Below are 25,854 nucleotides of genomic sequence, written 5' to 3'. Positions count from 1 at the left end.
CACCGCGCCGCCGGCCGGACCGGCTGCTGTGCCGCCTGGGGCGCCGCCCGCGGCGTGACGCGCACGCGGGCCACCCGCCGGCCCTCCATCCGGGCCACCCGCAGCTCCCGGTCCGCGGCCGGCACCGAGTCGCCCTCGGCGGGCACGCGGCCGAGCACCGCCATGATGTGCCCGGCGACCGTCTCGTACGGTCCGGCGGGCAGCCGGAGGCCGGTCTCGGCGGCGAAGTCGTCCAGGTTGAGCAGGCCGTCGACCTCGACCACGCCGCCGTGCAGGCGCCGCGCCTGCGCGTCCTGGACATCATATTCGTCGCGGATGTCGCCGATCAGCTCCTCCATCAGGTCCTCGAGGGTGACGATCCCGGCGACGCCGCCGTACTCGTCCATGACGATCGCCAGGTGGCAGCCCTCCCGCCGCATCTCCGACAGGACCGGCAGGACCCGCTGCGAGGACGGCAGGAACTTCACCGGCCGCACCAGCTCCCCCACGGGCGCGGCCCCGTCCCGGTCCTCGGGGACGAGCAGGTCCCGGATGTGGACGAACCCGATCACCTCGTCGTGGGAGCCGCGGCAGACCGGGAACCGGGAGTGCGGGCTGCCCGCCGCGGCCCGCGCCGCCACCGCCAGCGGCAGCGAGGCGTCCAGGAACACGACCTCGGTGCGGGGCACCAGCACCTCGCGCAGCGGCCGCTCCCCCGCCGCGAACACCTCCTCGATCAGCGCGCGCTCGTCGGCGGCGATCTGCGTGTTCTCCGCCACGAGGGCGCGCATGCGCTCCGCGGTCAGCTCCTCGCGCAGCGCGTTCGGGTCGCCGCCCGCCAGCCGCACGACCAGGTCCGTCGAGGTGGACAGCAGCCACACCAACGGCCGTGCGAGCCGTCCCGGCGGCCGGAACGCCGCCGGAGCGGCCGCCTGTTCGCCGCCTGGCGTCCGGTCCATGGGATCAGCCTTCCCCGTTCTGCGCCCCGGATAGCCGCCGCCCGCCCTCCGGATGGCCGCCGCGGCCTGGACGGCCGTGGCGGCGGCCCGGACGGCCGGGCCGGCGGTTCGGGATCTCGGCGGCCGGGGTTGCGGATAGCCTGGACGGCACCCCGCCGTCCTGTTGTCTTCCCGGGAGGTCCGTACGTGAAGCTGCTCGTCACCGGAGGCGCCGGCTACATCGGCAGCGTCGTCTCCGCACTGCTGCTGGAGGCGGGCCACGAGGTCGTCGTCCTGGACGACCTGTCCACGGGGCACGAGGACGCCGTCCCCGCCGGGGCGCGGCTGGTGCGCGGCACGCTGCGCGGCGCCGCCGCCGAGGTGCTGGGCGGCGCCGGGTTCGACGCCGTGCTGCACTTCGCGGCGAAGTCGCTGGTCGGCGAGTCCGTCGAGAAGCCGGGCCTGTACTGGGACAAGAACCTCGGCGAGTCGCTGGCGCTGCTGGAGGCGATGCGGACCGCCGGGGTCCCGCGGATCGTGTTCTCCTCCACGGCCGCCTGCTACGGCGAGCCGGAGTCGACGCCGATCCTGGAGACCGACCCGACCCGGCCCACCAACCCGTACGGCGCGTCCAAGCTGGCGATCGACACCACGCTCGCCGAGTACGCGCGGCTGCACGGCATCGGCGGCGTCTCGCTGCGCTACTTCAACGTCGCCGGCGCCTACGGCACGCAGGGCGAGCGGCACACCGTCGAGACCCACCTGATCCCGAACGTGCTGAAGGTCGCGCTCGGGCAGGGCGAGGCGGTGAAGATGTTCGGCGAGGACTACCCGACCGCCGACGGCACCTGCGTCCGCGACTACATCCACGTCGCCGACCTCGGCCGCGCCCACCTGCTCGCGCTGGACGCGTGCGAGCCCGGCACCCACCAGATCTTCAACCTCGGCAGCGGCACCGGCAACTCCGTCCGCGAGGTCATCGAGGTGTGCCGCGAGGTCACCGGCCGCGACATCCCGGCCGAGGTCCACCCGCGCCGCCCCGGCGACCCGGCGGTGCTGATCGCGTCCTCGGACAAGATCCAGTCGCAGCTCGGCTGGAAGCCGGAGCGGGACCTGCGCGCCATGGTGTCGGACGCCTGGACCTTCCTGCGCTCGCGATGACCGGCCTGCGCACCGCCTTCGGCGAGGCGTTCGGGCGCGCCGCCGAAGGGGTCTGGCACGCGCCCGGGCGGATCAACCTGATCGGCGAGCACACCGACTACAACGACGGCCTCGTCCTGCCGTTCGCGCTGTCGCGGGGCGTGTCGGTCGCCGCCGCGCGCCGCGACGACGGGGTGGTCGAGGTCCGCTCCCTCCAGGCGGACGGCACCGTCACCGCCCCGGTCGAGGGCGGGACGGTCGTCTCCGAGGGCTGGCCGTCCGAGCGGTCCTGGGCCGCCTACCCGGTCGGCATGGCGCGGGTGCTGCGCGAGCGCGGCACCGGCGGCGCGTCGCTGCTGATCGACTCGGACCTGCCGCAGGGCGCGGGCCTGTCGTCGTCGGCCGCGCTGGAGTGCGCGACCGCGCTGGCCCTCTGCGACCTGTACGGCGTGGAGATCGACCGGCCGGAGCTGGCCCGGCTCGCGCAGCGCGCCGAGAACGAGCAGGTCGGCATGCCGTGCGGGCTGATGGACCAGTCCGCGTCGCTGCTCGCCACACCCGGCCACGCGCTGATGCTCGACTGCCGCAGCGGCCTGTCCGCGCAGGTCCCGTTCGACCCGTCGCAGGCCGGGCTGACGCTCCTCGCCGTCGACACCCGCGCCTCCCACGCCCTCACCGGCGGCGACTACGGGCGGCGGCGCGCCGAATGCGAGGAGGCCGCGGCGCTGCTCGGCGTCGACGCGCTCCGCGACGTCAAGGACCTCGCGGGCGCGCTCGGCCGCCTCGGCGACCCGGTGCTGCGGCGCCGCGTCCAGCACGTCGTCACCGAGAACCACCGCGTCGAGGCGTCCGTCGGGCTGCTGCGCGCCGGGGCCGCCGGCGAGCTCGGCGCGATGCTGAACGCCTCGCACCTGTCGCTGCGCGACCAGTTCGAGATCTCCTGGCCGGAGGCCGACACCGCCGTCGACGCGGCGCTGCGCGCGGGCGCCCGCGGCGGCCGCATGATCGGCGGCGGGTTCGGCGGGTCGGTGATCGTGCTGACCGCGGCCGACCGCGCCGGCCGGGTGCGGGACGCGATCGCCGCGGCCTACGCCAAGCGCGGCTGGACGGCGCCGGAGTTCCTCGACGCCGTCCCGTCCGCCGGCGCCCGCCGCCTGGCCTAGGCCGGCGTCATTCCTGGGGCGCCGACCTGATGTCGGCGAGGAGGGCGGCGGCCTGGTCGGCGGGGCCGGTCTCGCCCAGGGACCGGAAGCCGTCCACCGCGGCGGACGCGTGCGGCTCCGCGTCCGCCGGACGCCCCGTCTGCGCGAGGATGCGCGCCTGGTCGTAGGACACGAGCGCGGTCTCCCAGGTGCGCGGCGGGCCGTCCGGCAGGGCGTCGAGGGCGGCGCGGGCCGCCTCCACCGTCGTGACGGCCTGCTCTGGCTCCCCGCTCCACAGGTGGCACATCGCGGCGCGGCGGCGCGCCCGGACGGCGCCCTGCGGGTCGCCCGCGCCACCGTGCATGTCGGCGGCCTCCCCGAAACGCTCGGCGGCCAGGGCGTCCTTGTCCAGGTTCGTGAGGATCTCGGCCGCCTCCTCCAGGAAATGCGCGGCGGCGCCCGGCTCACCGTCCTTCACGGCGGTCTCGGCGAGGGACGCGAACGTGTCCGCCCCGTCCTCCTCCCCCATGCCCTTCTGCGCGTGGGCGAGGATCAGCCGGCAGCGGCGCGCGTCGCCCTCGTCGAGCCCGGGTAGCGCCTCCTCGGCGGCCTCCGCCGCCTCCAGGTGCCGCCCGGCCTCCAGGTAGCCCGCCGCGAGGTCCACGCGCAGGCGGACGGCCTGCTCCTGCATGCCCTCCGCCGTCCATGCCGCGACCCCCTCGGCGAGATCGGCGACCGCGTCCGCCGCGCGCCCCGCCGACAGCAGCGCCAGCCCCCGCTCGGTGTGCGCGATCGCCCGCATCGGCGACGGCTCGCGCAGCAGGCCGATCACCTCGTCGAGCAGCGCGAACGCCTCCCCCGCCGGGCCGGTGCCGTCCTCCGCAGGGCCGGAGCCGTCCTCCGTCGCCGGACCGGTGCCGTCCTCCGCAGGGGGCCGCCGGACGAGGATCTGGGCGAGCAGCAGCGCGGGCGTCGCGACCGTGCCGGGGTCGTCCGACGCGCGGGCCTCCGCGACCGAGCGGCGCAGCGCCGCGACCGCGCCGTTCTCGTCGCCGGTCTCCAGCAGCGCGCGGCCCCGCAGGAACCACAGCTCGCCGGCTCGGTCGGGGGCGTCGTCCGGGACGACCCGGTCCAGCGCGGCGAGCCCGTCGGCGGGCCGGCCGCGGTCCAGGTGGGCCTCCGCCAGCCGGAACAGCGCCGCCGTCGCGGCACCTTCCTCGCCCGGGTGCGCGGTGAAATGATCGGCCGCCGCGACCATCTCCGCCAGGCCCCGCTCGTCGCCCAGCTCGAACCGCAGCGCCCCGAGCCGGCTCATCACCCGGTGCCGCTCCGCCTCCTCGCCCAGCTCCGCGAACAGCCGCGACGCCTCCTCCCACGCCGCGACCGCGCCCTCTCGGTCACCGTCCATCGCCAGCTCGACGCCCCGGCCGTCCAGCCGCCGGGCGCTCTGCAACGGCGTCGGCGCGGCGGTCTCGGCGAGCGCGTCGAAGCGCCGCCACGCGGCGAGCGTGCGCGGGATGTCGCGGCTGGTCCGGCGCTCGTCGGCGATCGCGAGCAGCGCGTCGAGGTCGTCGAGGTCGTCGATGGACGCGATGCCGTCGTCCTGCGGAGCGGGCTCGGGCGCGGGGGCCGGGGACGGGCGGCGGTGGTGGGCGGCCAGCGGGACGAACCCGAAGACCGGCTCGGCCGCCAGCAGCGCCCGCACCTTGCCGCCCTGGTGGGACGTGCCGTTGCGGGCGTCGAACCGCGCCGCGAGGTCCGTCGCGCGGCCCTCCAGCTCGGCGCGCAGCTCCGCGACCGGCACGTCCGCCGCCGGACGCCCGCCCGACGCGGGGCGGCGGACCGTCACCCCGTCCCGCCCGGACGCCGCGACCCGGCCCAGCACCGCGGCCGCCGCGGCGGCGAACATCATCTCCGCGTGCGCGTGCGGCGCCCGGTCCAGCCACCCGAGATGCCGCTGCACGATCTCCAGGCCGCGCGCGTCGTTCCCGGTCAGCGCGCAGAACTCCAGATGATCGGCGATGTCCCCGAGGTCGGCGATCTGCCGCCGGTGCGCCCGGTACGCGCGGCGGTGCGCGTCGGCCGCCGCCTCCGGACGGCCCGTCCGCAGGTACACCGGCAGCATCGCCGTCTGGATGCCCTGCGGCTGCTCCTTGCACGACAGCTCGGACGCCAGCACCGGCGCCGCGATCTCCGCCGCCTCCTCGTACCGGCCCGCGTCCGCGAGATGCGCCACCATCCCGGTCGGGTCGCAGCCCTCGCAGTCCGACAGCTGATCCCGCTGCGCCGCCCGCCACTTCGCGAACCATTCGTCCGCCGACGGATCGCCGAGATGCCGCGCCACGATGTGCCGCCGCCGGTACACCGCCTGGAGGCTGTGGCCGCCCGCCCGGTAGCGGCGCTCCATGTCGTCCAGCACCGCGCGCGTCCGGTCGAGGGGGATCTCCGGGAACTTCGTGAGGGAGCTCACCACCGCCTTCATCTGCCACAGCAGGACCAGCGGCTCGTCGAACCGGCCGGGGTCGCGGTCGTGCTCGGCCAGCGTCCGCCCGAAGGTCGCGAACGCCTTCGCCGGTTCGCCGCCGAACTGGTACGCGTCCGTGAGCCGGACCCGCACCCGGAACGAGAGCACCTCGTCGCCGGCCTCCTCCGCGCGGCGCAGCGCGTCCTCCACCAGGACGGTCCGGGCCTCCCCGTACGGAAGCTCCTGCGCGCGCGTCATCAGCGCGTACACGTCGTCGATACTCACTGGCCCGCCTCCGGGGGGTGGACGGCCCACTCCAGCAGGCCGATGAACGAACGGTTCAGCACCGCCGTGTCCGCGGGACGCAGCGGATGGTGCCCGAGCAGCAGCGCCTGCCCGTACAGCGCCTGCACCGCCGGCTCCACCGGCCCGTCCGCGCCGAGCGCCGTGACGCGCCGCGTCAGCGGATTGCGGTAGTTCAGCACCAGCTGGGGCCGCTCCACCCCGGTCGTCGCACCGACCGCGCCGAGCACGTCCGCCCAGAGCTCGCCGGCCTCCTCCCGCGCCCGCGACAGCTCCTCCCGGAACTGCGCGTCCCGGCTCGTCAGGTACAGCGCCGGCAGCGACGCCGGATCGAAGTCCCGGACGACCACCTCGCAGCCGAGCCGCTCCACGGCCCGCTGCGCCGTCGCCAGGAACGGCCGCAGCGCGAGCTCCGCCGCCGGATCCAGCACGCCGAACGTCGTGGTCAGCTCCGCCGCGTCCAGCCTGGTCAGCCGGACGTCCGGGTCGAGGTCCGGCAGCCGCTCGATGATCTCCGTGTCGTGTACGTAGCCGCCGTTGACGAGGCCGACGCCCTGCGCGCCCGCCACCGCCGACAGCCGCCGGAACTCCTCCACGCTCCCGGTGAACCGGCCGTCCGGATGCCGCCGCCGGAACTCGTGCAGCGTCATCGGGCCCGCCGAGGTCTCGTACTCCATCCACCGGTCGACGATCCGCAGCATGGCGTCGTCGTGCAGCGCCATCGCCTTCACGCCGAGCTGGTGCAGCCGCAGGAACGCGCGCAGCTTCGGCGGATCGGTCTCCGCCAGCCGCACCAGCCACTGCCGCAGCACCTCCCCGAGGCCCTCCCGCGCCGACTCCAGCAGCTCGTCCTCGAACAGCGCCTCCCGGCTCGCCGTCGGCCGCAGCTCCCCCGCGTCCACCACGCACCGGACGAAGAACGCCCATTCCGGCAGCAGCCCCTGCACGCTCTCCGCCAGCAGCATCCGCTTCAGGTAGACGCGATGCGCGGCGCGGGCCGTCGGCGACACCGGCTCCGGCAGGACGAACGCGACACCGGACAGCCCCGCCTCCGCCACCTCCAGGTCCACCACGTCGAACGGCGTGAACCCGTACAGCTCCTCGCAGTACCGCTCCAGCGCGCGCCGCCGCGCCGCCGGACCGGGGTAGGACGCCCGCCACGGCGGGCCGTCGCCCGTGACCGCGACCCCGTCCACGACCAGCTCGATCGGGAGCAGCGACCCGTACGTGCGGGCCAGCTCCGCCACCACCGGCGCGCTCAGCAGCTCCGCCGACCCCGGACGCGGCCGCAGCGTCACCGTCGTGCCCGGCTCGTCGCGCTCGCCCGGCTCGACCCGGTAGCCGCCCTCCGACCGGCCCGTCCAGCGGACCGCGTCGCCGCCCCGCGCCGACCGCGACACCACCTCGATCTCGTCCGCCACCAGGAACCCCGACAGCAGCCCGATCCCGAACTGGCCGAGGAAGTCGTGCCGCGCGAACCCCAGCTCGTCCCGCTTCGACGACCGGCCGATCGTGGCCAGCAGCGTGTGCACCTCGTCCGCCGTCAGGCCGACGCCGTCGTCGTGTACCCGCAGCGCCCCGCCGCCGGTCTCGATCACCACCCGGCCGCCGCCCCCGCCGCGCGCCGTGATCGCGTCCACCGCGTTCTGCAGCAGCTCCCGCAGGTACACCCGCGGGCTCGCGTACAGATGGCGGCTGAGCAGATCCACCACCCCGCGCAGATCCACCTGGAAAGCCTGATCCGCCACCCGCGTCCCTCCCCGTCGCCTTCGAAGCGATCACACCCTAACGACCGGTGCCGACACGTTCGCGGGAATTTCGACGCGAACGAGCCCCGGACCGCGAAGGTCCGGGGCTCGCCGGTGCGTACGGGTACGGCCGGTCAGATCAGGCCGAGCTTGCGGACCGCGTCGCGCTCCTCCGCCAGCTCGTTCACCGACGCGTCGATCCGCGCCCGGGAGAAGTCGTCGATCTCCAGGCCCTGGACGATCTCCCACTTCCCGTCCTTGGTGGTGACCGGGAACGAGGAGATCAGGCCCTCCGGCACGCCGTAGGAGCCGTCCGACACGACCGCCATCGACGTCCAGTCGCCGTCGGCGGTGCCGTTCACCCAGGTGTGGACGTGGTCGATCGCCGCGGACGCCGCCGACGCCGCCGACGACGCGCCCCGCGCCTCGATGATCGCGGCGCCGCGCTTGGCGACGGTCGGGATGAAGTCGTTCTCCAGCCACGCCTGGTCGTTCACGGTCTCGGCCGCGTTCTTGCCGCCGATCTCGGCGTGGAACACGTCCGGGTACTGGGTGGCGGAGTGGTTGCCCCAGATCGTCATCTTCCTGATGTCGGCGACGGACACGCCCGCCTTCTTCGACAGCTGCGCGAGCGCCCGGTTGTGGTCCAGGCGGGTCATCGCGGTGAACCGCTCGGCCGGGACGTCCGGCGCGTGCGACTGCGCGATCAGCGCGTTGGTGTTGGCCGGGTTGCCGACCACCAGCACCTTGACGTCGTCGGCGGCGCCGGCGTTGATCGCCTCGCCCTGCGGCTTGAAGATGCCGCCGTTGGCCTCCAGCAGGTCGCCGCGCTCCATGCCCTTCGTGCGCGGGCGGGCGCCGACGAGCAGCGCCACGTTCGTCCCCTCGAACGCCTTGGTGGCGTCGTCGAAGATGTCGATGCCGCTCAGCAGCGGGAACGCGCAGTCGTCCAGCTCCATCGCGGTGCCCTCGGCGGCCTTCACCGCCTGCGGGATCTCCAGCAGCCGCAGGCGGACGGGTACGTCCGCGCCGAGCAGGTGCCCGGAGGCGATGCGGAACAGCAGCGCGTAGCCGATCTGGCCCGCGGCGCCGGTAACGGTGACATTGACTGGGGTGCGCGTCATGCGTCCTTCTCCTGCTGTGACCTGACGGGGCTCAGGCGGCCATCCTTCGAACCCGACCGCCGAAGAGCGCCCGGGGAACCGGTCCCGCCGCACGGGTTCTCTCGCCGTCGAGATATTTCCGACGTCAGGCTATCGCGCGCCGCCCGCCCGTCATGCGCCAGGTGCCCGCCCCGGCATGGTTCACACCCCGCGAACGCAAAAGGCCGCCCCGGGACGAACCCGGGACGGCCTCACCCCCGCCGAAGCGGGGCCGACTCCTCAACCCCGCGTGCGCGGGGAGCACGGTGTGTCGTCCCCGACGAGCAGCGCAAGGTCGGGACCATCCCCGCATGCGCGGGGAGCATTCAAATGAATGCTAACAGTCAGATCATGCTGGTCAGGCGTTGATCTTCTTCTGGAGGTTGGTGTCGAGCGCCTCCAGGAAGCCCTGCGTGGTCAGCCAGGGGGTGTCCCCGCCCACCAACAACGCCAAGTCCTTGGTCATCTGGCCGGACTCGACGGTCTCGACGCAGACGGCCTCCAGCTTGCGCGCGAAGTCGATGACCTCGGGCTGGCCGTCGAGCTTGCCGCGGTGCTCGAGGCCGCGGGTCCAGGCGAAGATCGACGCGATCGGGTTGGTCGACGTCGGCTTGCCCTGCTGGTGCTGCCGGTAGTGCCGGGTCACCGTGCCGTGCGCGGCCTCGGCCTCGACGGTCCTGCCGTCGGGCGTCATGAGGACGGAGGTCATCAGGCCGAGCGAGCCGAAGCCCTGCGCGAGGGTGTCGGACTGCACGTCGCCGTCGTAGTTCTTGGCGGCCCAGACGAAGCCGCCCTCCCACTTGAGCGCGGCGGCGACCATGTCGTCGATGAGCCGGTGCTCGTAGGTGAGGCCCTTGGCCTCGAACTCGGCCTTGAACTCGGTCTCGTAGATCTCCTGGAAGAGGTCCTTGAACCGGCCGTCGTAGGCCTTGAGGATCGTGTTCTTCGTCGACATGTACAGCGGCATCTCGCGGCTCAGCGCGTACCGCATGCTCGTCCGGGCGAAGTCGCGGATCGAGTCGTCGAAGTTGTACATGCCCATGGCGACGCCGCCGCCCGGGAAGGAGGCGATCTCGAACTCCATCGGCTCGCCCTCGTCGTCGGGCGTGTAGGTGATCGTCACCTTGCCGGGGCCGGGGACCACGAAGTCGGTCGCCTTGTACTGGTCGCCGTGGGCGTGGCGGCCGATGATGATCGGCTTGGTCCAGCCCGGGACCAGGCGGGGGATGTTCGACACCACGATGGGCTCGCGGAAGATCACGCCGCCGAGGATGTTGCGGATCGTTCCATTGGGGGAACGCCACATCTTCTTCAGGCCGAACTCTTCGACGCGCGCCTCGTCGGGGGTGATGGTGGCGCACTTGACGCCGACGCCGTGCTCGGCGATGGCGTTCGCGGCGTCGATGGTGACCTGGTCGTCCGTGGCGTCACGGTGCTCGATTCCCAGGTCGTAGTACTTCAGGTCCACGTCGAGATAGGGCAGGATCAGCTGGTCCTTGATGAATTTCCAGATGATCCGCGTCATTTCGTCGCCGTCGAGTTCGACGACCGGGCCCGCTACTTTGATCTTGGGCATGCTGTTGCTGTCCCTTTCCTACACCTGGCCAGCAGTCCTTGTAAGGCTCAACTGGCAAGGCTAGCCGAGGCCCGGACGCGGTCTAGACCTGGGCTCCTGGCGAGACCGGCCGCACCCCCGCCGACCTGCGGAAACATCGTTAGCCGGGCGAACCGTCCCGGCGCCGGACGAGCAGCAGCCGCACCCCGCGGACCGCCATGACCAGGGCGATCAGCACCCCGAACGCGCCGGCGCCGATGAGCCCGGTCTTGTTCATCGGGGGGATGCTGAGCGCGACGAACGCGACCATCTCGCCGAGGATGACGAGCGTCCAGCAGTCGATCTGGCGGCTGCGGACGGCGAGCAGGCCGAGCTGGGACTCCGGCAGCAGCAGCCGGGCGAGCGCGCCGAACAGCAGCGCGGCCGCCATCAGGCCGGAGCCCTTGCGGAAGTAGTTGAGGGCGCAGAGCGCGAGGCCGCCGCCGACGCCGCTGAGCACGATGAGGTACGGCAGCCGCGCGAGCCACTGCGGGGCGGCGCTCTTGCCGCGCGGCGCCCTGCGCCGGCGCCGGTGCACCTGCGTGCTCATGGGTCCACGGTAATGCCGATCGGCGGGTGGCACGACATCGCGGCGCGACATCGCGGCGCGGCGGGGCGGCCGGTTCGGCGGCGGGTGAGGGGTCCGGTGATCGTTCCTCCGGATCGGCGGCCGGACTTGTGCGCCGGCGACGGAAACGCACCCGGTCCGGCTGGTGGCGAAGAGCCCCGAATGCCTTGCGCCATCGGTGCTACTCGCCAGTAGGAGGGTGTGGCGGGGGTCCGGCCGGGTAACCCGGCAGACAGGGGTCGCTAACTAGCTGGGAGGACTGCCGTGGAGGGGCCGTTCATGCGGATCGAGGACAGCGGGCTGGTGGTGCCGCTGCGCCCCGACGTAACGACGGTCGGGAGAGGGAGAGGAGTCGACATCCGCCTCGACGACCCGAGTGTGTCCCGTTTGCACGCCGAGATCGTGCGGCGCGGCCCGTACGTCTACGTCGTCGACATGGGCCTGTCCCGCAACGGGACCCGTGTCAACGGCCGGCCGATCGCCCGCCGTGTGCTGGAGGACGGTGACGTCGTGAGCTTCGGCACGGCGCGCTGCCGGATGGGGGGCATCCCCCGTGAGGAGGTCGACCCGGACGTCGAGCTGCGGCGTGCCGTCGCCCCCGAGCTCACCCGCCGCGAGGTCGACGTGCTGACCGCGCTGTGCCGTCCCGCCCTGTCCGACGAGGCGTTCGTGGCCCCCGCCACGGCGCGCGACATCGCGGGAGAGCTGGTGGTGACCGAGGCCGCGGTGAAGCAGCACCTGCTGCGGCTCTACCAGAAGTTCCGGATCCCGGAGGGCGCCAACCGGCGCACCCGGCTGGCCAACGAGGTCATCGCGATGGGCCTCGTCCGGCCGCTGCCGCCGGTGCACGTGCCGCAGCAGGGCCGGGCCCCGATCGACGGGCGTCCACCGGGCATGCGGAGCCCGGCGGAGGCGCGCAGGCCGGGGTCGCCTGGACACGGCCCCGGCCATCCGGCGGGCCCGGCCCGCGCCGCGCACACCGCGGCGAGCCGCCGGGCCAGCTGAGATGCCGGACCGGCCGGGCCGGACGTGCGGTCGCCCTTACCGGCAGCGCAATGAGGGCGATCGCCAGGCCCGCCCGAGCGGGGTCGCGCAAGTGACGGCGCGGCTCCGTCCGGGCGGCGGCCGGACCGGGCTCTCCGAGTAGTGCGGAGGGGCCGCCACCAAGGGTGTCGGTGGCGGCCCTCACGCATGTCCGGGGGCCGGGTCAGTATCGAGGTGGGGGGACGACCCCCCACACCCCCGGCAAGAGCACGCCTGGCCGACGCCTTCCGCTCCGCCGGCGCTCCGTTCCAGGCGCCGGTCAGGCGGACTGCTCGGCGGCCTCGACGACGTTCTGCAGCAGCATCGCGCGGGTCATGGGGCCGACGCCGCCGGGGTTCGGCGCGACCCAGCCGGCGACGTCGCGGACGTCGGCGGCGACGTCGCCGGTCAGCTTGCCGTCGACGCGGGAGACGCCGACGTCCAGGACGGCGGCGCCGGGCTTGACCATCCCGGCGGTGATCAGGCCGGGGACGCCGGCGGCGGCGACCACGATGTCGGCGTTCCGTGTGTGCGCGGCGAGGTCGCGGGTGGCGGTGTGGCAGAGGGTGACGGTGGCGTTCTCGCTACGGCGCGTGAGCAGCAGGCCGAGGGACCGGCCGACGGTGATGCCGCGGCCGACGACGGTGACCTCGGCGCCCTTGAGCGGGACGTCGTAGTGGCGGAGCAGCTCGATGATGCCCTTCGGGGTGCAGGGCAGCGGGCCGGGCTGCATCAGGACGAGCCGTCCGAGGTTGGTCGGGTGCAGGCCGTCGGCGTCCTTGGCGGGGTCGATCAGCTCCAGGACGCGCTGCTCGTCCAGGCCCTTGGGGAGCGGGAGCTGGACGATGTAGCCGGTGCAGGCGGGGTCGGCGTTGAGCTCGGCGACGGCCTGCTCGACGTCCGCCTGGGACGCGGTCTCGGGCAGGTCGCGGCGGATGCTCTCGATCCCGACCTCGGCGCAGTCGCGGTGCTTCATGTTGACGTAGGAGTGGCTGCCGGGGTCGTCGCCGACCAGCACGGTGCCGAGCCCCACGGACACGCCGCGGTCGCGGAGCGCCTCGACGCGGCGCTTGAGGTCGGAGCGGATCTCGGCGGCCAGCGCCTTGCCGTCCAGAATCTGTGCGGTCATGCATGCCTCCGCGGTGTCTCGCCAGGGACCGAGCCCGGCTCGAGGTCCCGTCCACCCAGGCGCGCGGTGTCCGGACTGTCGTTCGCTCCCCGGTGGTGATCCACCTTGACCGCGCCAGTCGCGTCGAAACCCCATGGTAGCCGCCCCGGGGGCGGCGAGTGGCTCGCGGAAATCGCCGTGAAGTGGCCCTGCCGGGCGCTCAGCGGCCCGCCCTAGCGTGGACGCCATGAGCGACGAGTGGTTTGACCGCCCGGTGCTGACCGGGCGTTATGTGCGTCTTGAGCCCCTTTCCCTCGACCATGTCGACGGGCTGTTCGAGGCGTCGAAGGAGCCGTCGATCTGGACGTGGAAGAGCGAGCACCAGCCGGCGAGCGTGGACGCCATGCGCGGCTGGGTGGAGAAGGCGCGGGACGGGTGCGAGCGCGGTCTCCGGCTGCCGTGGGCGCAGGTCGACGTGGCGACGGGAGAGGTCGCGGGGAGCACGTCGTACTACGAGATCGCGCCGCATGACCGGGGGCTGTGCATCGGGCACACCTGGCTGGGCGCGCGCTGGCAGCGGACCGGGTTCAACACCGAGTCGAAGCTGCTGCTGCTCCAGCGGGCCTTCGACGACCTGGGGGCGATCCGCGTGGGATGGCACACCCACATCCGCAACGAGCGGTCGCGTGCGGCGATCGAGCGGCTCGGCGCGTCGTTCGAGGGGATCCACCGCAAGCACCGCGTCCTCGCGGACGGGTCGATCCGCGACACCGCCGCCTACGCGATGACCGACGACGACTGGCCGGAGGCGTCCAAGGCGCTGCGCGCGAAGCTGCGCTAGCCCCTGCCCGGTGATGGGGGTCGGGCCGGGCTAGTCGTCGGCGCGCTCGCGGCGGGCGAGGAGCCGGTCGGTGCCGTGCCAGCCGAGCTGCCCGGCGAGCATCGCGGCGAGCACCGCCGCGACGAGCCCGATGACCTGCCGCGACTCCATCAGCAGCGCGTCGGCCTGGCCGACATGGGCGACCAGGAAGGTCGTCAGCGAGTCCATGTGCGCCTCCCTCGGCGGGCGATCGCGCCGGGGGTCGGGACGTTCCAGGGGGGCGCGGCCAGCCAGAGGCTACCTGCGGATGAAGGGTGCAAAGTCCGGGCCCGGGGGGGGGGGGGGGGGGGCGCCCGGGCCGGGGGGGGCCGGCGGGTGGGATGCATGGCCCCGGGGGGTCCGGGTCCCACCCCCGGCCCCCGGCGCGACGGTGGACGTCGCGCCGGGCCCGGACCGTTCCGATCAGTGGAAGAAGTGCCGCGTGCCGGTGAAGTACATGGTGATGCCGGCCTTCTTCGCGGTCTCGATCGCCAGCTCGTCGCGGATCGAGCCGCCCGGCTGGACGACGGCCTTGACGCCGGCCTCGATCAGCACTTCGAGGCCGTCCGGGAACGGGAAGAACGCGTCGGACGCGGCGACCGAGCCGCGCGCCCGCTCCTCGCCCGCGCGGGCGACCGCGAGGCGGGCCGAGTCGACCCGGTTGACCTGGCCCATGCCGACGCCGACGGTGGCGCCGCCGGACGCCAGCAGGATCGCGTTGGACTTGACGGCGCGGACGGCCCGCCAGGCGAACGCGAGGTCGCGGAGGGTGTCCTCGTCGGCGGCGTCGCCGCAGGCGAGGTCCCAGCCGGACGGGTCGTCGCCGGGCGCGTCGACCCGGTCGACGGTCTGCACGAGCAGCCCGCCGTCGATCCGGCGGGACTCGGTGGCGCCGCCGGGGGCGTCCGGGCAGATCAGCAGCCGAGTGTTCTTGAACCGGTTCTTCAGCACGGTGACGGCCTCGTCCTCGAAGGACGGGGCGACGACGACTTCGGCGAAGCTGCCGGTGATCTGCTCCGCCATCGCGGCGGTGACCGGCCGGTTCGCGGCGATCACGCCGCCGTAGGCGGACGCGGGGTCGCATTCGAGGGCGAGCCGGTGCGCCTCGGCGATGTCGGCGCCGACCGCGATGCCGCACGGGTTGGCGTGCTTGATGATCGCGACGCAGGGGTCGGTGAAGTCGTAGGCGGCGCGGCGGGCGGCGTCGGTGTCCACGTAGTTGTTGTAGGACATCTCCTTGCCGTAGATCTGCTCGGCGCCCGCGAGGCCCGTCTCGCCCGGCACCCGGTAGAGGGCGGCGCGCTGGTGCGGGTTCTCGCCGTACCGCAGCGCGTTCGACCGCTCCCACGTGGCGCCGATGAAGTCGGGCCACTGCGTCTCGGCGGCCTGCTCGTCGGGCGCGTACTCGCTCGCGAACCAGGACGCCACGGCGACGTCGTACGACGCGGTGTGCTTGAAGGCGAGGGCGGCGAGGCGGCGGCGCTGCTCCAGCGTGAAACCGCCCGCCTTCACCGCGTCGAGGACGTCCCCGTACGCGGACGGGTCGACGACGACGGCGACGGACGCGTGGTTCTTCGCGGCGGCGCGGACCATCGTCGGGCCGCCGATGTCGATCTGCTCGACGCACTCGTCGGGCCCGGCGCCGGACGCGACGGTCGCGGCGAACGGGTACAGGTTCACCACGGCCAGGTCGAACGGCTCGACGTGCAGGTCGTCGAGCTGCTGCAGGTGGTCGTCCTTGCGCCGGTCGGCGAGCAGGCCGGCGTGCACCTTCGGGTGCAGGGTCTTGACGCGGCCGTCCAGGCACTCGGGGAACCCGGTGAGCTTCTCCACCTTCATCACCGGCACCCCGGCGGCGGAGATCCGGCCCGCCGTGGACCCGGTGGAGACGATCTCCACCCCGGCCTCGTGCAGGCCCCGGGCCAGCTCCTCCAGCCCGGTCTTGTCGTACACGCTGATCAGTGCGCGCTTGATCGCCACCCGACTCACCGGCCGAGCTCCCCTCGTTCCGTCTGACCTGGACTGCCGGACGTTCCGCCGTCCGGCGCGGCGCCGCCGGACGTGCCGTCGCCGCAGGTTCTGCATTTCATCGAGACCCGCCGCCCCCGCGTGGTCCAGCCGTCGCGGGCCAGCCGCCCGACGACGTCGACCAGGAGCCGGCGCTCCACCTGCTTGATGCGCTCGTGCAGGGAGTCCTCGTCGTCATGCCAGCCCACGGGAACGGTCTCCTGGGCGATGACGGGTCCGGTGTCCACTCCTTCGTCGACGAAGTGAACCGTACAGCCCGTGACCTTGACCCCGTACGCCAGGGCGTCCCGTACGGCGTGCGCGCCGGGGAACGAGGGCAGCAGCGCGGGATGGGTGTTGACGATGCGGCCGCCGAACCGGGCCAGCACCGCCGGGCCGAGGATCTTCATGAACCCGGCGGACACCACCAGGTCGGGTTCGTATTCGGCGATGGCGGCGGCGAGGGCCTCGTCCCACTCGGCGCGGGTGGGGAAGTCGGGGATGCGGAGGGTGAACGCGGGCAGCCCGGCGCGCTCGGCGCGCTCGGTCCCGCCGATCCCTTCGCGGTCGGCGCCCACGGCCACCACTTTCGCCCCGTAGGCTGGATCTGCGCAGGCGTCGAGCAGCGCTTGTAGGTTGGTCCCCGCGCCGGAGACGAGGACGACGAGCCGGGCGGACACCATGACTCCCTTGTGGACGGTGGGGTGGACGGTGGGGTTGTCGGCATTCGGCATGCAGCCTATCGGCCCTGTTCGGCGCGGTTGAATCCACGGTTGGGAGGAAGCGGACGTGAGCGAGCAGCCGGGACGCCCGGCCCACCCCGTCGAGCAGGGGCGGGATCCGGCGGGGCCGCCGCCGGGGCCCTCGGGCCGTCCGCCGGGGCGTCAGTCGGCGGAGCAGGCCGGACGGCGGGCCATGTGGCTCGGCGTCGCCGCCCTGGTGACCTCGTTGTTCTTCTACCCGCTGGGGCTGGTGGTGGGAGTCGCCGCCCTGGTGATCGGGATCCGGGCGCGGCGGCAGGCGCGCGCGGCGCGGGTGATCGCCCCCGGCGCCGTGCCGGGCATCGTGCTCGGTTCGGTGGGGCTGGGGCTGGCCGTGCTGGCGGTGGCGTCCACGGCGTACCTGTGGCCGGAGCTGAGCGGCTACCAGGACTGCCTCGGCGCGGCGAACACGGGCATCGACAAGACGGCCTGCAAGCACGAGTACTACCCGAAGATCGAGAAGAAGCTCCATGCCCCCGCGGGCAGCATGAACAAGTACGGGGACTACTTCTGACCCGCGCGCGGCGCGCCGCGGCTCAGTCGCGGGGCTCCTCGCGCAGGACGTAGATCGCGCCGCCGCGGTTCTCGGTGCGCTCGGGGTCCTCGCGCGGCGGCGGGACGGGCTCGGGGTCGGGCTCCGGCTCGGGGTCCTCGACGATGTGGCCTTCGAGGACGACCTTGCCGTCCCGCTCGGCCGGTTCGGGCTCCCTCGGCGCCGGTTCGGGCTCGGGTTCGGGCCCGGCCGGGGCGGGCTCGTCGGCGATCAGTTCGGGCAGCGGGTCCGGGACGCGGCCGCGGCCGCGCGGCCTGCGCGGCGCCAGGACCGGCTCGGCCTCCTCGAACTCCAGCGGGTCGGGCGCGTACGGCGAGGGACGCGGCGCGGGCGGCTCCTCGGAAGCCGCCCGGGGCTCGTCGAGGACGGGCGCGGGCGGCGGCACCGCCGTCTCCGGCAGCCGGGTCTCCGGAAGACGCGCCGCCGCCCGCCGCGCCTGGGCCTTCTTGCGCTTCTTGCGCTTGCGGGCGCGGGCGGGCGTCTCGTCGGCCCCCTCCGGCCGCCGCATGATCCGCCAGTTCGCGGCCCACGCCGCGATCGCCGCGGAGATCCCGACCTCCAGCGCCGCCAGCAGCCCCACCTGCCACGCCGACGGGCCGACGGTCGCCATCCGCCCGCCGCCGAGCGGGCCGCCCGACAGCGCCGCCAGCAGCGCGACGACGGCGCCGGTCAGGGTCCCGGACACGAAGCCCCACAGCGGCGCGCCCTCCGACGTCGCGCTCGGCATCGTCCGGATCGTCAGGACGCCGCCGACCGCGCCCGCGACGAACGGCGCCGCGAGCGCCAGCAGCGACACCGCGGGCGCGGGACCCGCCTCGGGCAGCGCCGCGAGCGGCGGGAACGCCGGGACCGTGTCCAGGAACACGCCGGTGGGCGACACGCTCGTCCCGGCGCCGACCGCGAACCCAGGCCCGACCGCGTACGCGATCCCCCAGATCACCGCGTTCGGCAGAAACGCCAGCTCCACGAGCAGCAGCAGGACGCCGCCGACGATCCCGGGCGCGAGCAGGTCGTACACCCGGTCGGACTCGGAGGTGTGCAGCGCCAGGGACCCGCCGACCAGGACGGCGCCCGCCGCCGCCAGCACCGCGACGGACCCGGCGACACCGATCACCAGCGACCGCGGCCGGTCCGGCAGCAGCCGCAGCAGCGCACCGAGCCCGGACCGGACGCGCCGCCCGCGCGCCTCCGCCGCGACCTGCGCGGCGACCACGGCCCGCGCGGCGCCGAGCCCGCCCGCGATGACCGCGACGAGCAGGCAGCCGAGCAGCGCCTGCCACGCCGACGGGTGTACCTCCGGCGCCGACACCGCGAGCGCCATCAGCATCGCCAGCAGCGCGTACGGGACGGCCAGCGCCGCCGCCACCCGCACCACGGCGACCCGCGGCCGCAGCGGCAGCCCGAGCCCGCGGATCATCCAGGCGCCGCCCCGGTACAGCAGCGCCCCGGGCAGCACCAGCACGCCCAGCGGCAGCAGCCCGACCCGGCCGTGCCCGTAGGAGAACCCGGCGTGGTGGGAGACGAGCCAGAAGTTCACGGCCGTCCGGAACACCCCGGACAGCCCGTGCCCGAGCGCGGTCTTCGGCGCCGCGACCCAGCCGAGCAGCGTCACGGTCGTCAGGACGGTGAGCCCGATCCCGACGCACCACAGCGCCGCCACGAGGCCCGTCACGTACAGCGGGCGGCCGTTCCCCGGCGGGGGCGCCACGGGCCCGCCCCGTGCCTTCGCAGGGCGCGGGGCGTCCTCGCGGCGCCGCGCCCGTGGGTCCCTCGCCGCCTCGGGGGTCACGCGCTGTCCCGGCCTCACGTCGCTCACCCGCCCATGCTGGCACCCCGCCCCCGCGCGCCCCCGGCCCTCAGCCCGGCGTGTCGCCTTTGTCGGCCCCGACGCCGTCCCCCGCGAGGACGAAAGACGCCCGGGCCGCCACAGGCGGCTCGGGCGTCTTTCGGTGCCTGATCAGGCGATCAGAGGTTCTTCATGATCTCCCGCATGAGGACGGCGGTCTCGCTCGGGGTCTTGCCGACCCGGACGCCGACCTTCTCCAGGGCCTCCTTCTTCGCCTGCGCGGTGCCGGCGGAGCCGGACACGATCGCGCCGGCGTGGCCCATCGTCTTGCCCTCGGGGGCGGTGAACCCGGCGACGTAGCCGACGACCGGCTTCGTGACGTTCTTCTCGATGTAGGCGGCGGCGCGCTCCTCGGCGTCGCCCCCGATCTCACCGATCATCACGATGGCGTCGGTCTCCGGGTCGTCCTGGAACGCCTGGAGCGCGTCGATGTGGGTGGTCCCGATGATCGGGTCGCCGCCGATGCCGACGCAGGTGGAGAAGCCGATGTCGCGCAGCTCGTACATCATCTGGTACGTCAGCGTGCCCGACTTCGACACCAGGCCGATGCGGCCCGGCGTGGTGATGTCGGCCGGGATGATGCCCGCGTTGGACTTGCCCGGCGAGGCGATGCCGGGACAGTTCGGCCCGATGATGCGGGTCTTGTTGCCCTTGGACTCGGCGTACGCCCAGAAGTAGGCGGTGTCGTGCACCGGGATGCCCTCGGTGATGACGACGCAGAGCGGGATCTCGGCGTCGATCGCCTCGACGACGGCGTCCTTGGTGAACTTCGGCGGGACGAACACGACGGACACGTCCGCGCCGGTCTCCTGCATCGCCTCCTTGACGGTGCCGAAGACGGGCAGCTCGGTGCCGTCGAAGTCGACGGTCGTGCCGGCCTTGCGGGCGTTCACGCCGCCGACGACCTTCGCCCCGGCGGCCAGCATGCGGCGGCCGTGCTTGGAGCCCTCGGAGCCGGTGATGCCCTGCACGATGATCTTGCTGTTGTCGGTGAGCCAGATGGCCATTGTCATGCACCTGCCGCGGCGAGTTCGGCGGCACGCTTGGCCGCGTCGTCCATGGTGTCGACCTGCTGGACGCCGGTCAGCCCGGCGTCGGTCAGGATCTTGCGCCCGAGCTCGGCGTTGTTGCCGTCGAGGCGGACCACGAGCGGCCGGTCGACGGCCTCGCCGCGGTCGGCCAGCAGCTTGTAGGCGGAGACGATGCCGTTGGCGACGGCGTCGCAGGCGGTGATGCCGCCGAAGACGTTGACGAACACCGACTTGACGTCGGCGTCGGACAGCACGATCTCCAGGCCGTTCGCCATCACCTCGGCGGACGCGCCGCCGCCGATGTCGAGGAAGTTGGCGGGCTTCTGGCCGCCGAACTCCTCGCCGGCGTAGGCGACGACGTCCAGCGTGGACATGACCAGGCCGGCGCCGTTGCCGATGATGCCGACGGAGCCGTCGAGCTTGACGTAGTTGAGGTCCTTGGCCTTCGCCGCCGCCTCCAGCGGGTCGGCCGCGGCCTTGTCCTCGAGCTTGTCGTGCTCCTGGCGGAACCCGGCGTTGTCGTCGAGGGAGACCTTGCCGTCGAGGGCCTTCACCTGGCCGTCGGCGGTGAGGATCATCGGGTTGACCTCGACCAGCGTGGCGTCCTCGTCGGTGAACACCGCCCACAGCCGCTCGATCAGCTGCGCGGCGCCGTCGAGCGCCTCCTCGGGCAGCCGGCCCTGCTCGGCGATCTCGCGGGCCTTGGTCCGGTCGACGCCGGTCAGCGGGGAGATCGGCACCATCGCGAGGCGGTCGTGCGGGACCTCCTCGATCTCGACGCCGCCCTCGACGGAGCAGATGGACAGGAAGGTGCGGTTCGCGCGGTCGAGCAGGAACGAGAAGTAGAACTCCTGCGCGATCGCCGAGCCCTCCTCGACCAGGACCCGGTGGACCGTGTGGCCCTTGATGTCCATGCCGAGGATCTGCCCGGCGAGGGCCTCGGCCTCGTCGGCCGTGTCGGCCAGCTTCACGCCGCCGGCCTTGCCGCGGCCGCCGGTCTTGACCTGGGCCTTGACCACGACCTTCTTGCTGCCCGCGGAGAACAGCTCCTCCGCGATGGCGCGCGCTTCCTGGGGAGTCGAGGCGACCTTGCCGGTGGGCACCGGTACCCCGTACTCGGCGAAGAGTTCCTTCGCCTGATGTTCGAACAGGTCCACGAGGGCGTCCTTAAACGGATCGACAGCCAGATGACCACGCGAGTGGGGGTACACGGGTGTCCGTGCGGCCGGCACTCCGCGGTCCGCTCCGTCGATGCAGCCTAGTCAACCCCGGTCCGTGCTGCCGCCGCCGGGTCCATTTGTCGCCCCGAGTCCGGAAACCGCAGGTGCGGAGGGTGCGGCGGCGGGCGCGTACGCTCCTCACGACGATGAGGCGATTGGCGTAGTTTGATGTACTTGGGTGAGGCCAGGGGGGAGACGACGCCCATGGGGCAGCAGCGGGGGGACGTGCGCGCCGGCGCCGTGCCCGCGCCCCACGGAGGCGTCCCCGCCGGGGGCGGCGGGACGTCGCCCGCGCGGCGCACCCGGCGCCTGCGGCGCCGCGCCGCCGCGTTCCTCGTCGTCGCCGCGCTCGTCGCCGTGGCCGGGGCGAACGTGCCGGAGCCGTCGGCGCCCGGCTGGGTGAGCCCGGGCCTGGTGGGCGGCGGCGGATGGCCGTTCGCGGGCGTCCCGCTGGACCCGGAGGACGCCGACGGCGCCTCCTACCTGCCGGACAGCTCGGCGGTGCGGCTCGCGGACGGGCGGGTGCTGCTGGTCCCGTCCGGCGGGGACGCGCCGATCACGGTCGCGGCGGACGACCCGCGGGTGGCGCAGGCGGTGCGGTCCGACAGCACGTGGCTGGCGTCCGGCACCGTCCCGGAGGGCCCGGCGGACTCGGGTTTCCGTGACATGGCGGCGCGCGCGCTGCTGGACCTGCGGCTGCTGACGCCGCCGAACGGCGCGTCGCTGGCGTCCTGGTATGGGGCGTGGCGGTACTCGTGGCCGCGCGACTCGGCCTTCGCCGCCGCCGCGTTCAGCGTGACGGGCCATCCGTCGGAAGCGCGCCGTATCCTGCGGTTCCTCGGACGGGTCCAGACCGGCAACGGCCTGTGGGCCGCGCGCTACAACGCCGACGGCACGGCCGTGACGGACGGCCGGGCGCCGCAGCTCGACTCGCTGGGCTGGGTGCTGTGGGCGAGCTGGCTGTACCGGACGGAGAACCCGGGCGCCGACGACCTGCCGGGCCTGTGGCCGATGGTGCAGCGCGCCGCCGACCATCTGGCGGAGTCGCTGGACACGGAGGGCCTGCCGCCCCCGTCGTCCGACTACTGGGAACGCGATCACGGCCGCGAGCAGGATCCGCGGCGCCCGACGCTCGGGGTGGTCGGGCCGGTGCTGGCGGGCCTGCGGTCGGCGGCGGACCTCGCGCAGGGCTACGGCCAGGGCGCCGAGGCGGCGCGGTGGCGTGCGGCGGCGCACCGGGTGTCGGACGCGCTGGACCGGCAGTTCGCGCCCTACGGGTATCCGCGCTCGCCCGTGCAGGACGGGCTGATGGACACGTCCGTGACGTTCATCGCGCCCCCGTTCGCGCCGGCGGACCAGGCCGTGAACGGGGCGATCGCGTCCGCCGAGCGCGGGCAGGCGCTGCCGAACGGGGGCGTGCTGCCGGGCGAGAGCTGGTCGGGGGCGCCGGACGTCGCGTGGACGCCGGAGACCGCGCTGTTCGGGCTGTCGGCCGCGGCGGGCGGGCGGACGGGCGAGGCGATCGCGCGGCTGGGCTGGCTGTCGGCGCACCGGACGTCGCTGGGCGCGCTGCCGGAGAAGGTGGGGCCGACGGGCCGCCAGGCGGGCGTGGCGCCGCTGGGCTGGACGGACTCGCTGGTCCTGCTGACGCTGTCGGCGCTGCGGACGCCGCTGCCGGTCCCGCCCGCGTCCTGACGGGTCCGGTGGGTCAGGCGAACTGCTCGTAGCCCATCTTGAGCACGAGCGCGGCGACGACGCACAGCAGGACGATCCGGACGAACCCGGTGCCGCGGCTGATCGCCATCCGGGCGCCGAGCTGCGCGCCGACGGCGTTGCAGACGGCCATGCCGAGCCCGATCGCCCACAGCACGTGGCCCTGCGCCGCGAACACCACGAGCGCGCCGAGGTTGGTGCCCGCGTTGATGATCTTCGAGGTGGCGGAGGCATCGACGAAGTCCAGGCCGAGCAGCGTCGTGAACGCGATGACCAGGAACGTCCCGGTCCCGGGGCCGACGAGCCCGTCGTAGAAGGCGATCGCGACGCCGGGCACGACGATCGCGAGGGCGATCCGGCGCCGGGTCCGCAGCACGAGCCGGGGGGCGCGGCCGAGGTCCGGCTTCAGCACCACGAGCGCGGCGACGGCGAGCAGCACCACCATGATCACCGGCTTGAGCACGTCGGACGAGATCGCCGCGGCGCACAGCGCGCCGCCGGCGGCGCAGCACACCGCGAGGGCGGCGGCCGGGCCGGCGATCCGGACGTCCGGCTTGGCCTTGCGGGCGTAGGCGATGGCGGCGGAGGTGGTGCCCGCGATCGAGCCGAGCTTGTTGGTGGCGAGCGCGGTCGCGACGGGCTGGCCGGGGTTGACGAGCAGCAGCGCGGGCAGCTGGATCAGCCCGCCGCCGCCCACCACCGCGTCGACCCAGCCGGCCGAGGTGGCGGCGGCCAGCATGACGAGCACCTGCTCGGCGTGCACGGGAGCTCCCGGGGGTAAGGGGTGTTCAGTGTATGACCATAACGCCCCGGGGTGTCCCGCCGCCGCGTCAGGCCGCCCACTCCCCCGCGAGGACCGCCCAGATCTGCTCGTCGCGGCGCTCGCCGTCCAGCACGTACGCGCCCCTGAGCACGCCCTCGCAGGTCATCCCGAGCCGCTTCGCCACCGCCGCGCTGGCGGTGTTGCGCGGGTCGCAGATCCACTCGACCCGGGCCATCCCGCGCACCCCGAACGCCCAGTCGATCATGTGCCGGACCGCCGTGGTGACCAGGCCGCGGCCCCGGGCGCCCGCGCCGAGCCAGACGCCGGCCTCGCACACGCCGCGCGGCGCGTCGAACGTCCGGAAGACGGTCCCGCCCTCCAGCACGCCGTCCACCCAGATCCCGTAGACGCGGCCCTCGTCGCGGGCCTGCTTCTCGGCGTAGCCCTGCAGGAACTCCCGCGCGGTCGCCTCGTCGACGACGGTGTGCGCCCACGGGATGTAGTCGATGACGTCGCCCCGCACACGCTCGGCGTGCGCGGCGAACTCGGCGGCCTGCCACGGCTCCAGCGGGCGGAGCTCGGCGCCTTCGGCCAGCGTGACAGCGAACATGGAGGGCCTCCCCCGAGAGCAGTGACCGGACGTTCGTCATATAACACCCATGCAGCCGTCGACGGCGACAGGTGATCGTCCGCGACCCGGACGCGGCTCAGCGCCGCCCCTCGGTGCGGGCCCTCAGCGGCGGCCCTCGGCGGCGGCCCACGCGCCGCGGATCATGACGGCGGCGACGCGGGTCAGGGCCCCGATGTCGGCGAGCGGATCGCCGTCGACGACCACCAGGTCGGCGTCGTGGCCGGCGCGCAGCAGCCCCTTGCGGTCGCCGAGGCCGCACTCCTCCGCCGCGCGGGACGTCGCCGACGCGAGCGCATCGGCGGCGGGCACCCCGCCCGCGACCAGGCACGCGACCGACGACGCCAGGATGCCGTGCGGCTTCCCGGCGCTGATCCCGCAGTCGGCTCCCGACACCAGCCGCACGCCCGCGCGGTGCATCGCGGCGGCGTGCCCCTCGCGGTCCTCCAGCGTCATGCCGAACCGCTTCAGCGTCGCCAGGACCGGGCCGGCCGGTTCCACCCCGGCGGCCTTCCCCAGCGTCGGGCAGACCGTGATCTCCTGCCTGGCCAGGGCGTCGAGCAACTCCTCCGGGATCCGGACGCCGGACTCGGTGAGGCACGTGCAGTGCTCGATCCCGTCCGTCCCGGCCCGCACGGCCTGCTCGATCGCGGCGAGGCCGTGCGCGTGGACCGTGACGGGCAGCCCGGCGCGGTGCGCCTCCTCGACGATCAGGCGCAGGTCGTCGTCGCCGAACTGGCAGTGCGCGACCTCCGTGCCCGCCGTCATGACGCCGCCGCTGCCCATGACCTTGACGACGTCCGCGCCGCGGTCGGCCCGCTCCCGCACCGCGGCGCGCAGCCCGTCCGGCCCGGACGCCTCGCCGCCCATGGACCAGCAGTGGCCCTGCGGGGAGGTGATCGGCGGCCCGGCGGCGACGATCTCCGGGACGCCCCGCTCCGGTCCGCGGTCCCGGCGCTCCAGCACGGTCCAGCGCCGGTCGCCGAGGTCCCGCACCGTCGTCACCCCGGCCGCCGCCTGGTCGCGCAGGGCCTGGTCGATGACGGCGTCCAGTTCGGCGCCGGTGTAGCCGGCGAGCCGGTCCAGCGCCCCGTTCCGGCTGTCACCGCACAGGTGGACGTGCATGTCGATCAGGCCGGGCAGGACGGTTCCGTCAGGGAAGTCGGCCACCTCCCAGCCGTCCGGGACGGGTGCCGTGGCGGGTTCCACACCGCGGATGCGGCCGTTCTCGACGAAGACGGCGGCCCCGCCGTGCAACGGCCGTACCCCGTCGAATGCGCGTCCCGCCCGTACGACCGGCATCGGATGCCCCCGTTCCCGTATC

22 protein-coding genes and 1 riboswitch are annotated in these 25,854 nt (G+C 74.2%); of the genes, 6 read left to right on the top strand and 16 right to left on the bottom strand.

The features are described from left to right. Positions 1-938, bottom strand: a 938-nt coding sequence (locus F9B16_RS20645) for a hemolysin family protein (protein WP_151541738.1), incomplete at its 3' end; no start/stop codon positions are given. Between the two features lie 186 nt (positions 939-1,124). On the opposite strand from F9B16_RS20645, the gene galE reads away from it, so the two are divergent. Together galE and galK are read left to right on the top strand one after the other, a co-directional pair. Beyond that, positions 1,125-2,078 carry a UDP-glucose 4-epimerase GalE gene (galE, locus tag F9B16_RS20640; RefSeq protein ID WP_151541737.1) on the top strand — a complete coding sequence of 318 codons (954 nt, stop codon included), beginning with the start codon at positions 1,125-1,127 and terminating at the stop codon, positions 2,076-2,078. Then, on the top strand, positions 2,075-3,220 hold the full coding sequence (gene galK, locus F9B16_RS20635; RefSeq protein WP_151541736.1) for a galactokinase: 1,146 nt from the start codon (positions 2,075-2,077) through the stop codon (positions 3,218-3,220). Before galE ends, galK begins: the two co-directional genes overlap by 4 nt. A 7-nt stretch (positions 3,221-3,227) precedes the next feature. On the opposite strand, the gene F9B16_RS20630 is transcribed toward galK, so the two are convergent. From F9B16_RS20630 to F9B16_RS20610, 5 genes are all read right to left on the bottom strand, one after another. Beyond that, complete coding sequence (locus F9B16_RS20630; RefSeq protein ID WP_151541735.1) at positions 3,228-5,948, bottom strand: hypothetical protein; 2,721 nt, start codon at positions 5,946-5,948, stop codon at positions 3,228-3,230. Further along, positions 5,945-7,714, bottom strand: coding sequence for an HSP90 family protein (locus F9B16_RS20625; protein WP_151541734.1), 1,770 nt, complete (start codon positions 7,712-7,714; stop codon positions 5,945-5,947). Before F9B16_RS20625 ends, F9B16_RS20630 begins: the two co-directional genes overlap by 4 nt. A 134-nt stretch (positions 7,715-7,848) precedes the next feature. Beyond that, positions 7,849-8,838, bottom strand: coding sequence for a malate dehydrogenase (locus F9B16_RS20620; RefSeq protein WP_151541733.1), 990 nt, complete (start codon positions 8,836-8,838; stop codon positions 7,849-7,851). Positions 8,839-9,214: 376 nt separating this feature from the next. Next, positions 9,215-10,432 (bottom strand): NADP-dependent isocitrate dehydrogenase, encoded by a 1,218-nt coding sequence (locus tag F9B16_RS20615; protein WP_151541732.1) that lies wholly within the window; start codon positions 10,430-10,432, stop codon positions 9,215-9,217. Positions 10,433-10,571: 139 nt separating this feature from the next. After that, complete coding sequence (locus F9B16_RS20610; protein ID WP_151541731.1) at positions 10,572-11,000, bottom strand: DUF3017 domain-containing protein; 429 nt, start codon at positions 10,998-11,000, stop codon at positions 10,572-10,574. A gap of 282 nt (positions 11,001-11,282) precedes the next feature. Between F9B16_RS20610 and F9B16_RS20605 the strand changes: the two genes are divergently transcribed. Next, complete coding sequence (locus F9B16_RS20605) at positions 11,283-12,023, top strand: FHA domain-containing protein (RefSeq protein WP_151541730.1); 741 nt, start codon at positions 11,283-11,285, stop codon at positions 12,021-12,023. 298 nt (positions 12,024-12,321) lie between these two features. Here the strand turns inward: F9B16_RS20605 and F9B16_RS20600 are convergent, their stop codons facing one another. After that, a complete protein-coding gene (locus F9B16_RS20600) occupies positions 12,322-13,170 on the bottom strand; it encodes a bifunctional methylenetetrahydrofolate dehydrogenase/methenyltetrahydrofolate cyclohydrolase (RefSeq protein ID WP_151541729.1) in 849 nt (282 codons plus the stop codon). Between the two features lie 46 nt (positions 13,171-13,216). After that, positions 13,217-13,302: riboswitch (ZMP/ZTP riboswitch) on the bottom strand. A 94-nt stretch (positions 13,303-13,396) separates the two neighbouring features. On the opposite strand from F9B16_RS20600, the gene F9B16_RS20595 reads away from it, so the two are divergent. After that, the gene (locus F9B16_RS20595) at positions 13,397-13,990 is read left to right on the top strand and encodes a GNAT family N-acetyltransferase (RefSeq protein WP_151541728.1); all 594 of its coding nucleotides are present in this window, start codon (positions 13,397-13,399) and stop codon (positions 13,988-13,990) included. A 30-nt stretch (positions 13,991-14,020) separates the two neighbouring features. Here the strand turns inward: F9B16_RS20595 and F9B16_RS50995 are convergent, their stop codons facing one another. The 3 genes from F9B16_RS50995 to purN form a co-directional block, all read right to left on the bottom strand. Further along, entirely contained in the window at positions 14,021-14,197 is a 177-nt protein-coding gene (locus tag F9B16_RS50995) for a hypothetical protein (protein WP_192808894.1), read from the bottom strand. A gap of 234 nt (positions 14,198-14,431) precedes the next feature. Further along, on the bottom strand, positions 14,432-15,997 hold the full coding sequence (gene purH, locus F9B16_RS20590; protein ID WP_225991804.1) for a bifunctional phosphoribosylaminoimidazolecarboxamide formyltransferase/IMP cyclohydrolase: 1,566 nt from the start codon (positions 15,995-15,997) through the stop codon (positions 14,432-14,434). Continuing rightward, positions 15,994-16,698, bottom strand: coding sequence for a phosphoribosylglycinamide formyltransferase (gene purN / locus F9B16_RS20585; protein WP_151541746.1), 705 nt, complete (start codon positions 16,696-16,698; stop codon positions 15,994-15,996). Before purN ends, purH begins: the two co-directional genes overlap by 4 nt. A gap of 106 nt (positions 16,699-16,804) precedes the next feature. Between purN and F9B16_RS20580 the strand changes: the two genes are divergently transcribed. After that, complete coding sequence (locus tag F9B16_RS20580) at positions 16,805-17,290, top strand: DUF4190 domain-containing protein (RefSeq protein WP_151541726.1); 486 nt, start codon at positions 16,805-16,807, stop codon at positions 17,288-17,290. A 22-nt stretch (positions 17,291-17,312) separates the two neighbouring features. Here the strand turns inward: F9B16_RS20580 and F9B16_RS20575 are convergent, their stop codons facing one another. The 3 genes from F9B16_RS20575 to sucC all read right to left on the bottom strand — a co-directional run bounded on the left by F9B16_RS20575 (position 17,313) and on the right by sucC (position 21,363). Further along, a complete protein-coding gene (locus F9B16_RS20575; protein WP_225991803.1) occupies positions 17,313-19,037 on the bottom strand; it encodes a cell division protein PerM in 1,725 nt (574 codons plus the stop codon). A 257-nt stretch (positions 19,038-19,294) separates the two neighbouring features. Further along, entirely contained in the window at positions 19,295-20,182 is an 888-nt protein-coding gene (sucD, locus tag F9B16_RS20570; RefSeq protein ID WP_151541725.1) for a succinate--CoA ligase subunit alpha, read from the bottom strand. 2 nt (positions 20,183-20,184) lie between these two features. Continuing rightward, a complete protein-coding gene (gene sucC / locus F9B16_RS20565; RefSeq protein ID WP_151541724.1) occupies positions 20,185-21,363 on the bottom strand; it encodes an ADP-forming succinate--CoA ligase subunit beta in 1,179 nt (392 codons plus the stop codon). A gap of 267 nt (positions 21,364-21,630) precedes the next feature. On the opposite strand from sucC, the gene F9B16_RS20560 reads away from it, so the two are divergent. Then, the gene (locus F9B16_RS20560; protein WP_225991802.1) at positions 21,631-23,121 is read left to right on the top strand and encodes a glycoside hydrolase family 15 protein; all 1,491 of its coding nucleotides are present in this window, start codon (positions 21,631-21,633) and stop codon (positions 23,119-23,121) included. A gap of 13 nt (positions 23,122-23,134) precedes the next feature. On the opposite strand, the gene F9B16_RS20555 is transcribed toward F9B16_RS20560, so the two are convergent. The 3 genes from F9B16_RS20555 to F9B16_RS20545 all read right to left on the bottom strand — a co-directional run bounded on the left by F9B16_RS20555 (position 23,135) and on the right by F9B16_RS20545 (position 25,832). Then, the gene (locus F9B16_RS20555; protein ID WP_151541723.1) at positions 23,135-23,902 is read right to left on the bottom strand and encodes a sulfite exporter TauE/SafE family protein; all 768 of its coding nucleotides are present in this window, start codon (positions 23,900-23,902) and stop codon (positions 23,135-23,137) included. Positions 23,903-23,969: 67 nt separating this feature from the next. Continuing rightward, positions 23,970-24,512, bottom strand: coding sequence for a GNAT family N-acetyltransferase (locus F9B16_RS20550; RefSeq protein WP_151541722.1), 543 nt, complete (start codon positions 24,510-24,512; stop codon positions 23,970-23,972). Between the two features lie 123 nt (positions 24,513-24,635). Beyond that, positions 24,636-25,832 (bottom strand): amidohydrolase family protein, encoded by a 1,197-nt coding sequence (locus F9B16_RS20545; protein WP_151541721.1) that lies wholly within the window; start codon positions 25,830-25,832, stop codon positions 24,636-24,638. Between the last annotated feature and the right edge of the window lie 22 nt (positions 25,833-25,854).

This window comes from Actinomadura montaniterrae, from assembly GCF_008923365.1.
Lineage (GTDB): Bacteria > Actinomycetota > Actinomycetes > Streptosporangiales > Streptosporangiaceae > Spirillospora > Spirillospora montaniterrae.
Note: the sequence above shows the minus strand (reverse complement) of the source record. Positions and strands in the feature narration are given on the sequence as shown.

Coding starts and splice junctions, on each gene's coding strand:
- galK (WP_151541736.1), top strand. CDS start 2,075: ATGACCGGCCTGCGCACCGCCTTCGGCGAGGCGTTCGGGCGCGCCGCC.
- F9B16_RS20620 (WP_151541733.1), bottom strand. CDS start 8,838: ATGACGCGCACCCCAGTCAATGTCACCGTTACCGGCGCCGCGGGCCAG.
- F9B16_RS20615 (WP_151541732.1), bottom strand. CDS start 10,432: ATGCCCAAGATCAAAGTAGCGGGCCCGGTCGTCGAACTCGACGGCGAC.
- F9B16_RS20610 (WP_151541731.1), bottom strand. CDS start 11,000: ATGAGCACGCAGGTGCACCGGCGCCGGCGCAGGGCGCCGCGCGGCAAG.
- F9B16_RS20600 (WP_151541729.1), bottom strand. CDS start 13,170: ATGACCGCACAGATTCTGGACGGCAAGGCGCTGGCCGCCGAGATCCGC.
- F9B16_RS20595 (WP_151541728.1), top strand. CDS start 13,397: ATGAGCGACGAGTGGTTTGACCGCCCGGTGCTGACCGGGCGTTATGTG.
- F9B16_RS50995 (WP_192808894.1), bottom strand. CDS start 14,197: ATGGACTCGCTGACGACCTTCCTGGTCGCCCATGTCGGCCAGGCCGAC.
- purN (WP_151541746.1), bottom strand. CDS start 16,698: ATGGTGTCCGCCCGGCTCGTCGTCCTCGTCTCCGGCGCGGGGACCAAC.
- sucD (WP_151541725.1), bottom strand. CDS start 20,182: ATGGCCATCTGGCTCACCGACAACAGCAAGATCATCGTGCAGGGCATC.
- F9B16_RS20560 (WP_225991802.1), top strand. CDS start 21,631: ATGGGGCAGCAGCGGGGGGACGTGCGCGCCGGCGCCGTGCCCGCGCCC.
- F9B16_RS20550 (WP_151541722.1), bottom strand. CDS start 24,512: ATGTTCGCTGTCACGCTGGCCGAAGGCGCCGAGCTCCGCCCGCTGGAG.
- F9B16_RS20545 (WP_151541721.1), bottom strand. CDS start 25,832: ATGCCGGTCGTACGGGCGGGACGCGCATTCGACGGGGTACGGCCGTTG.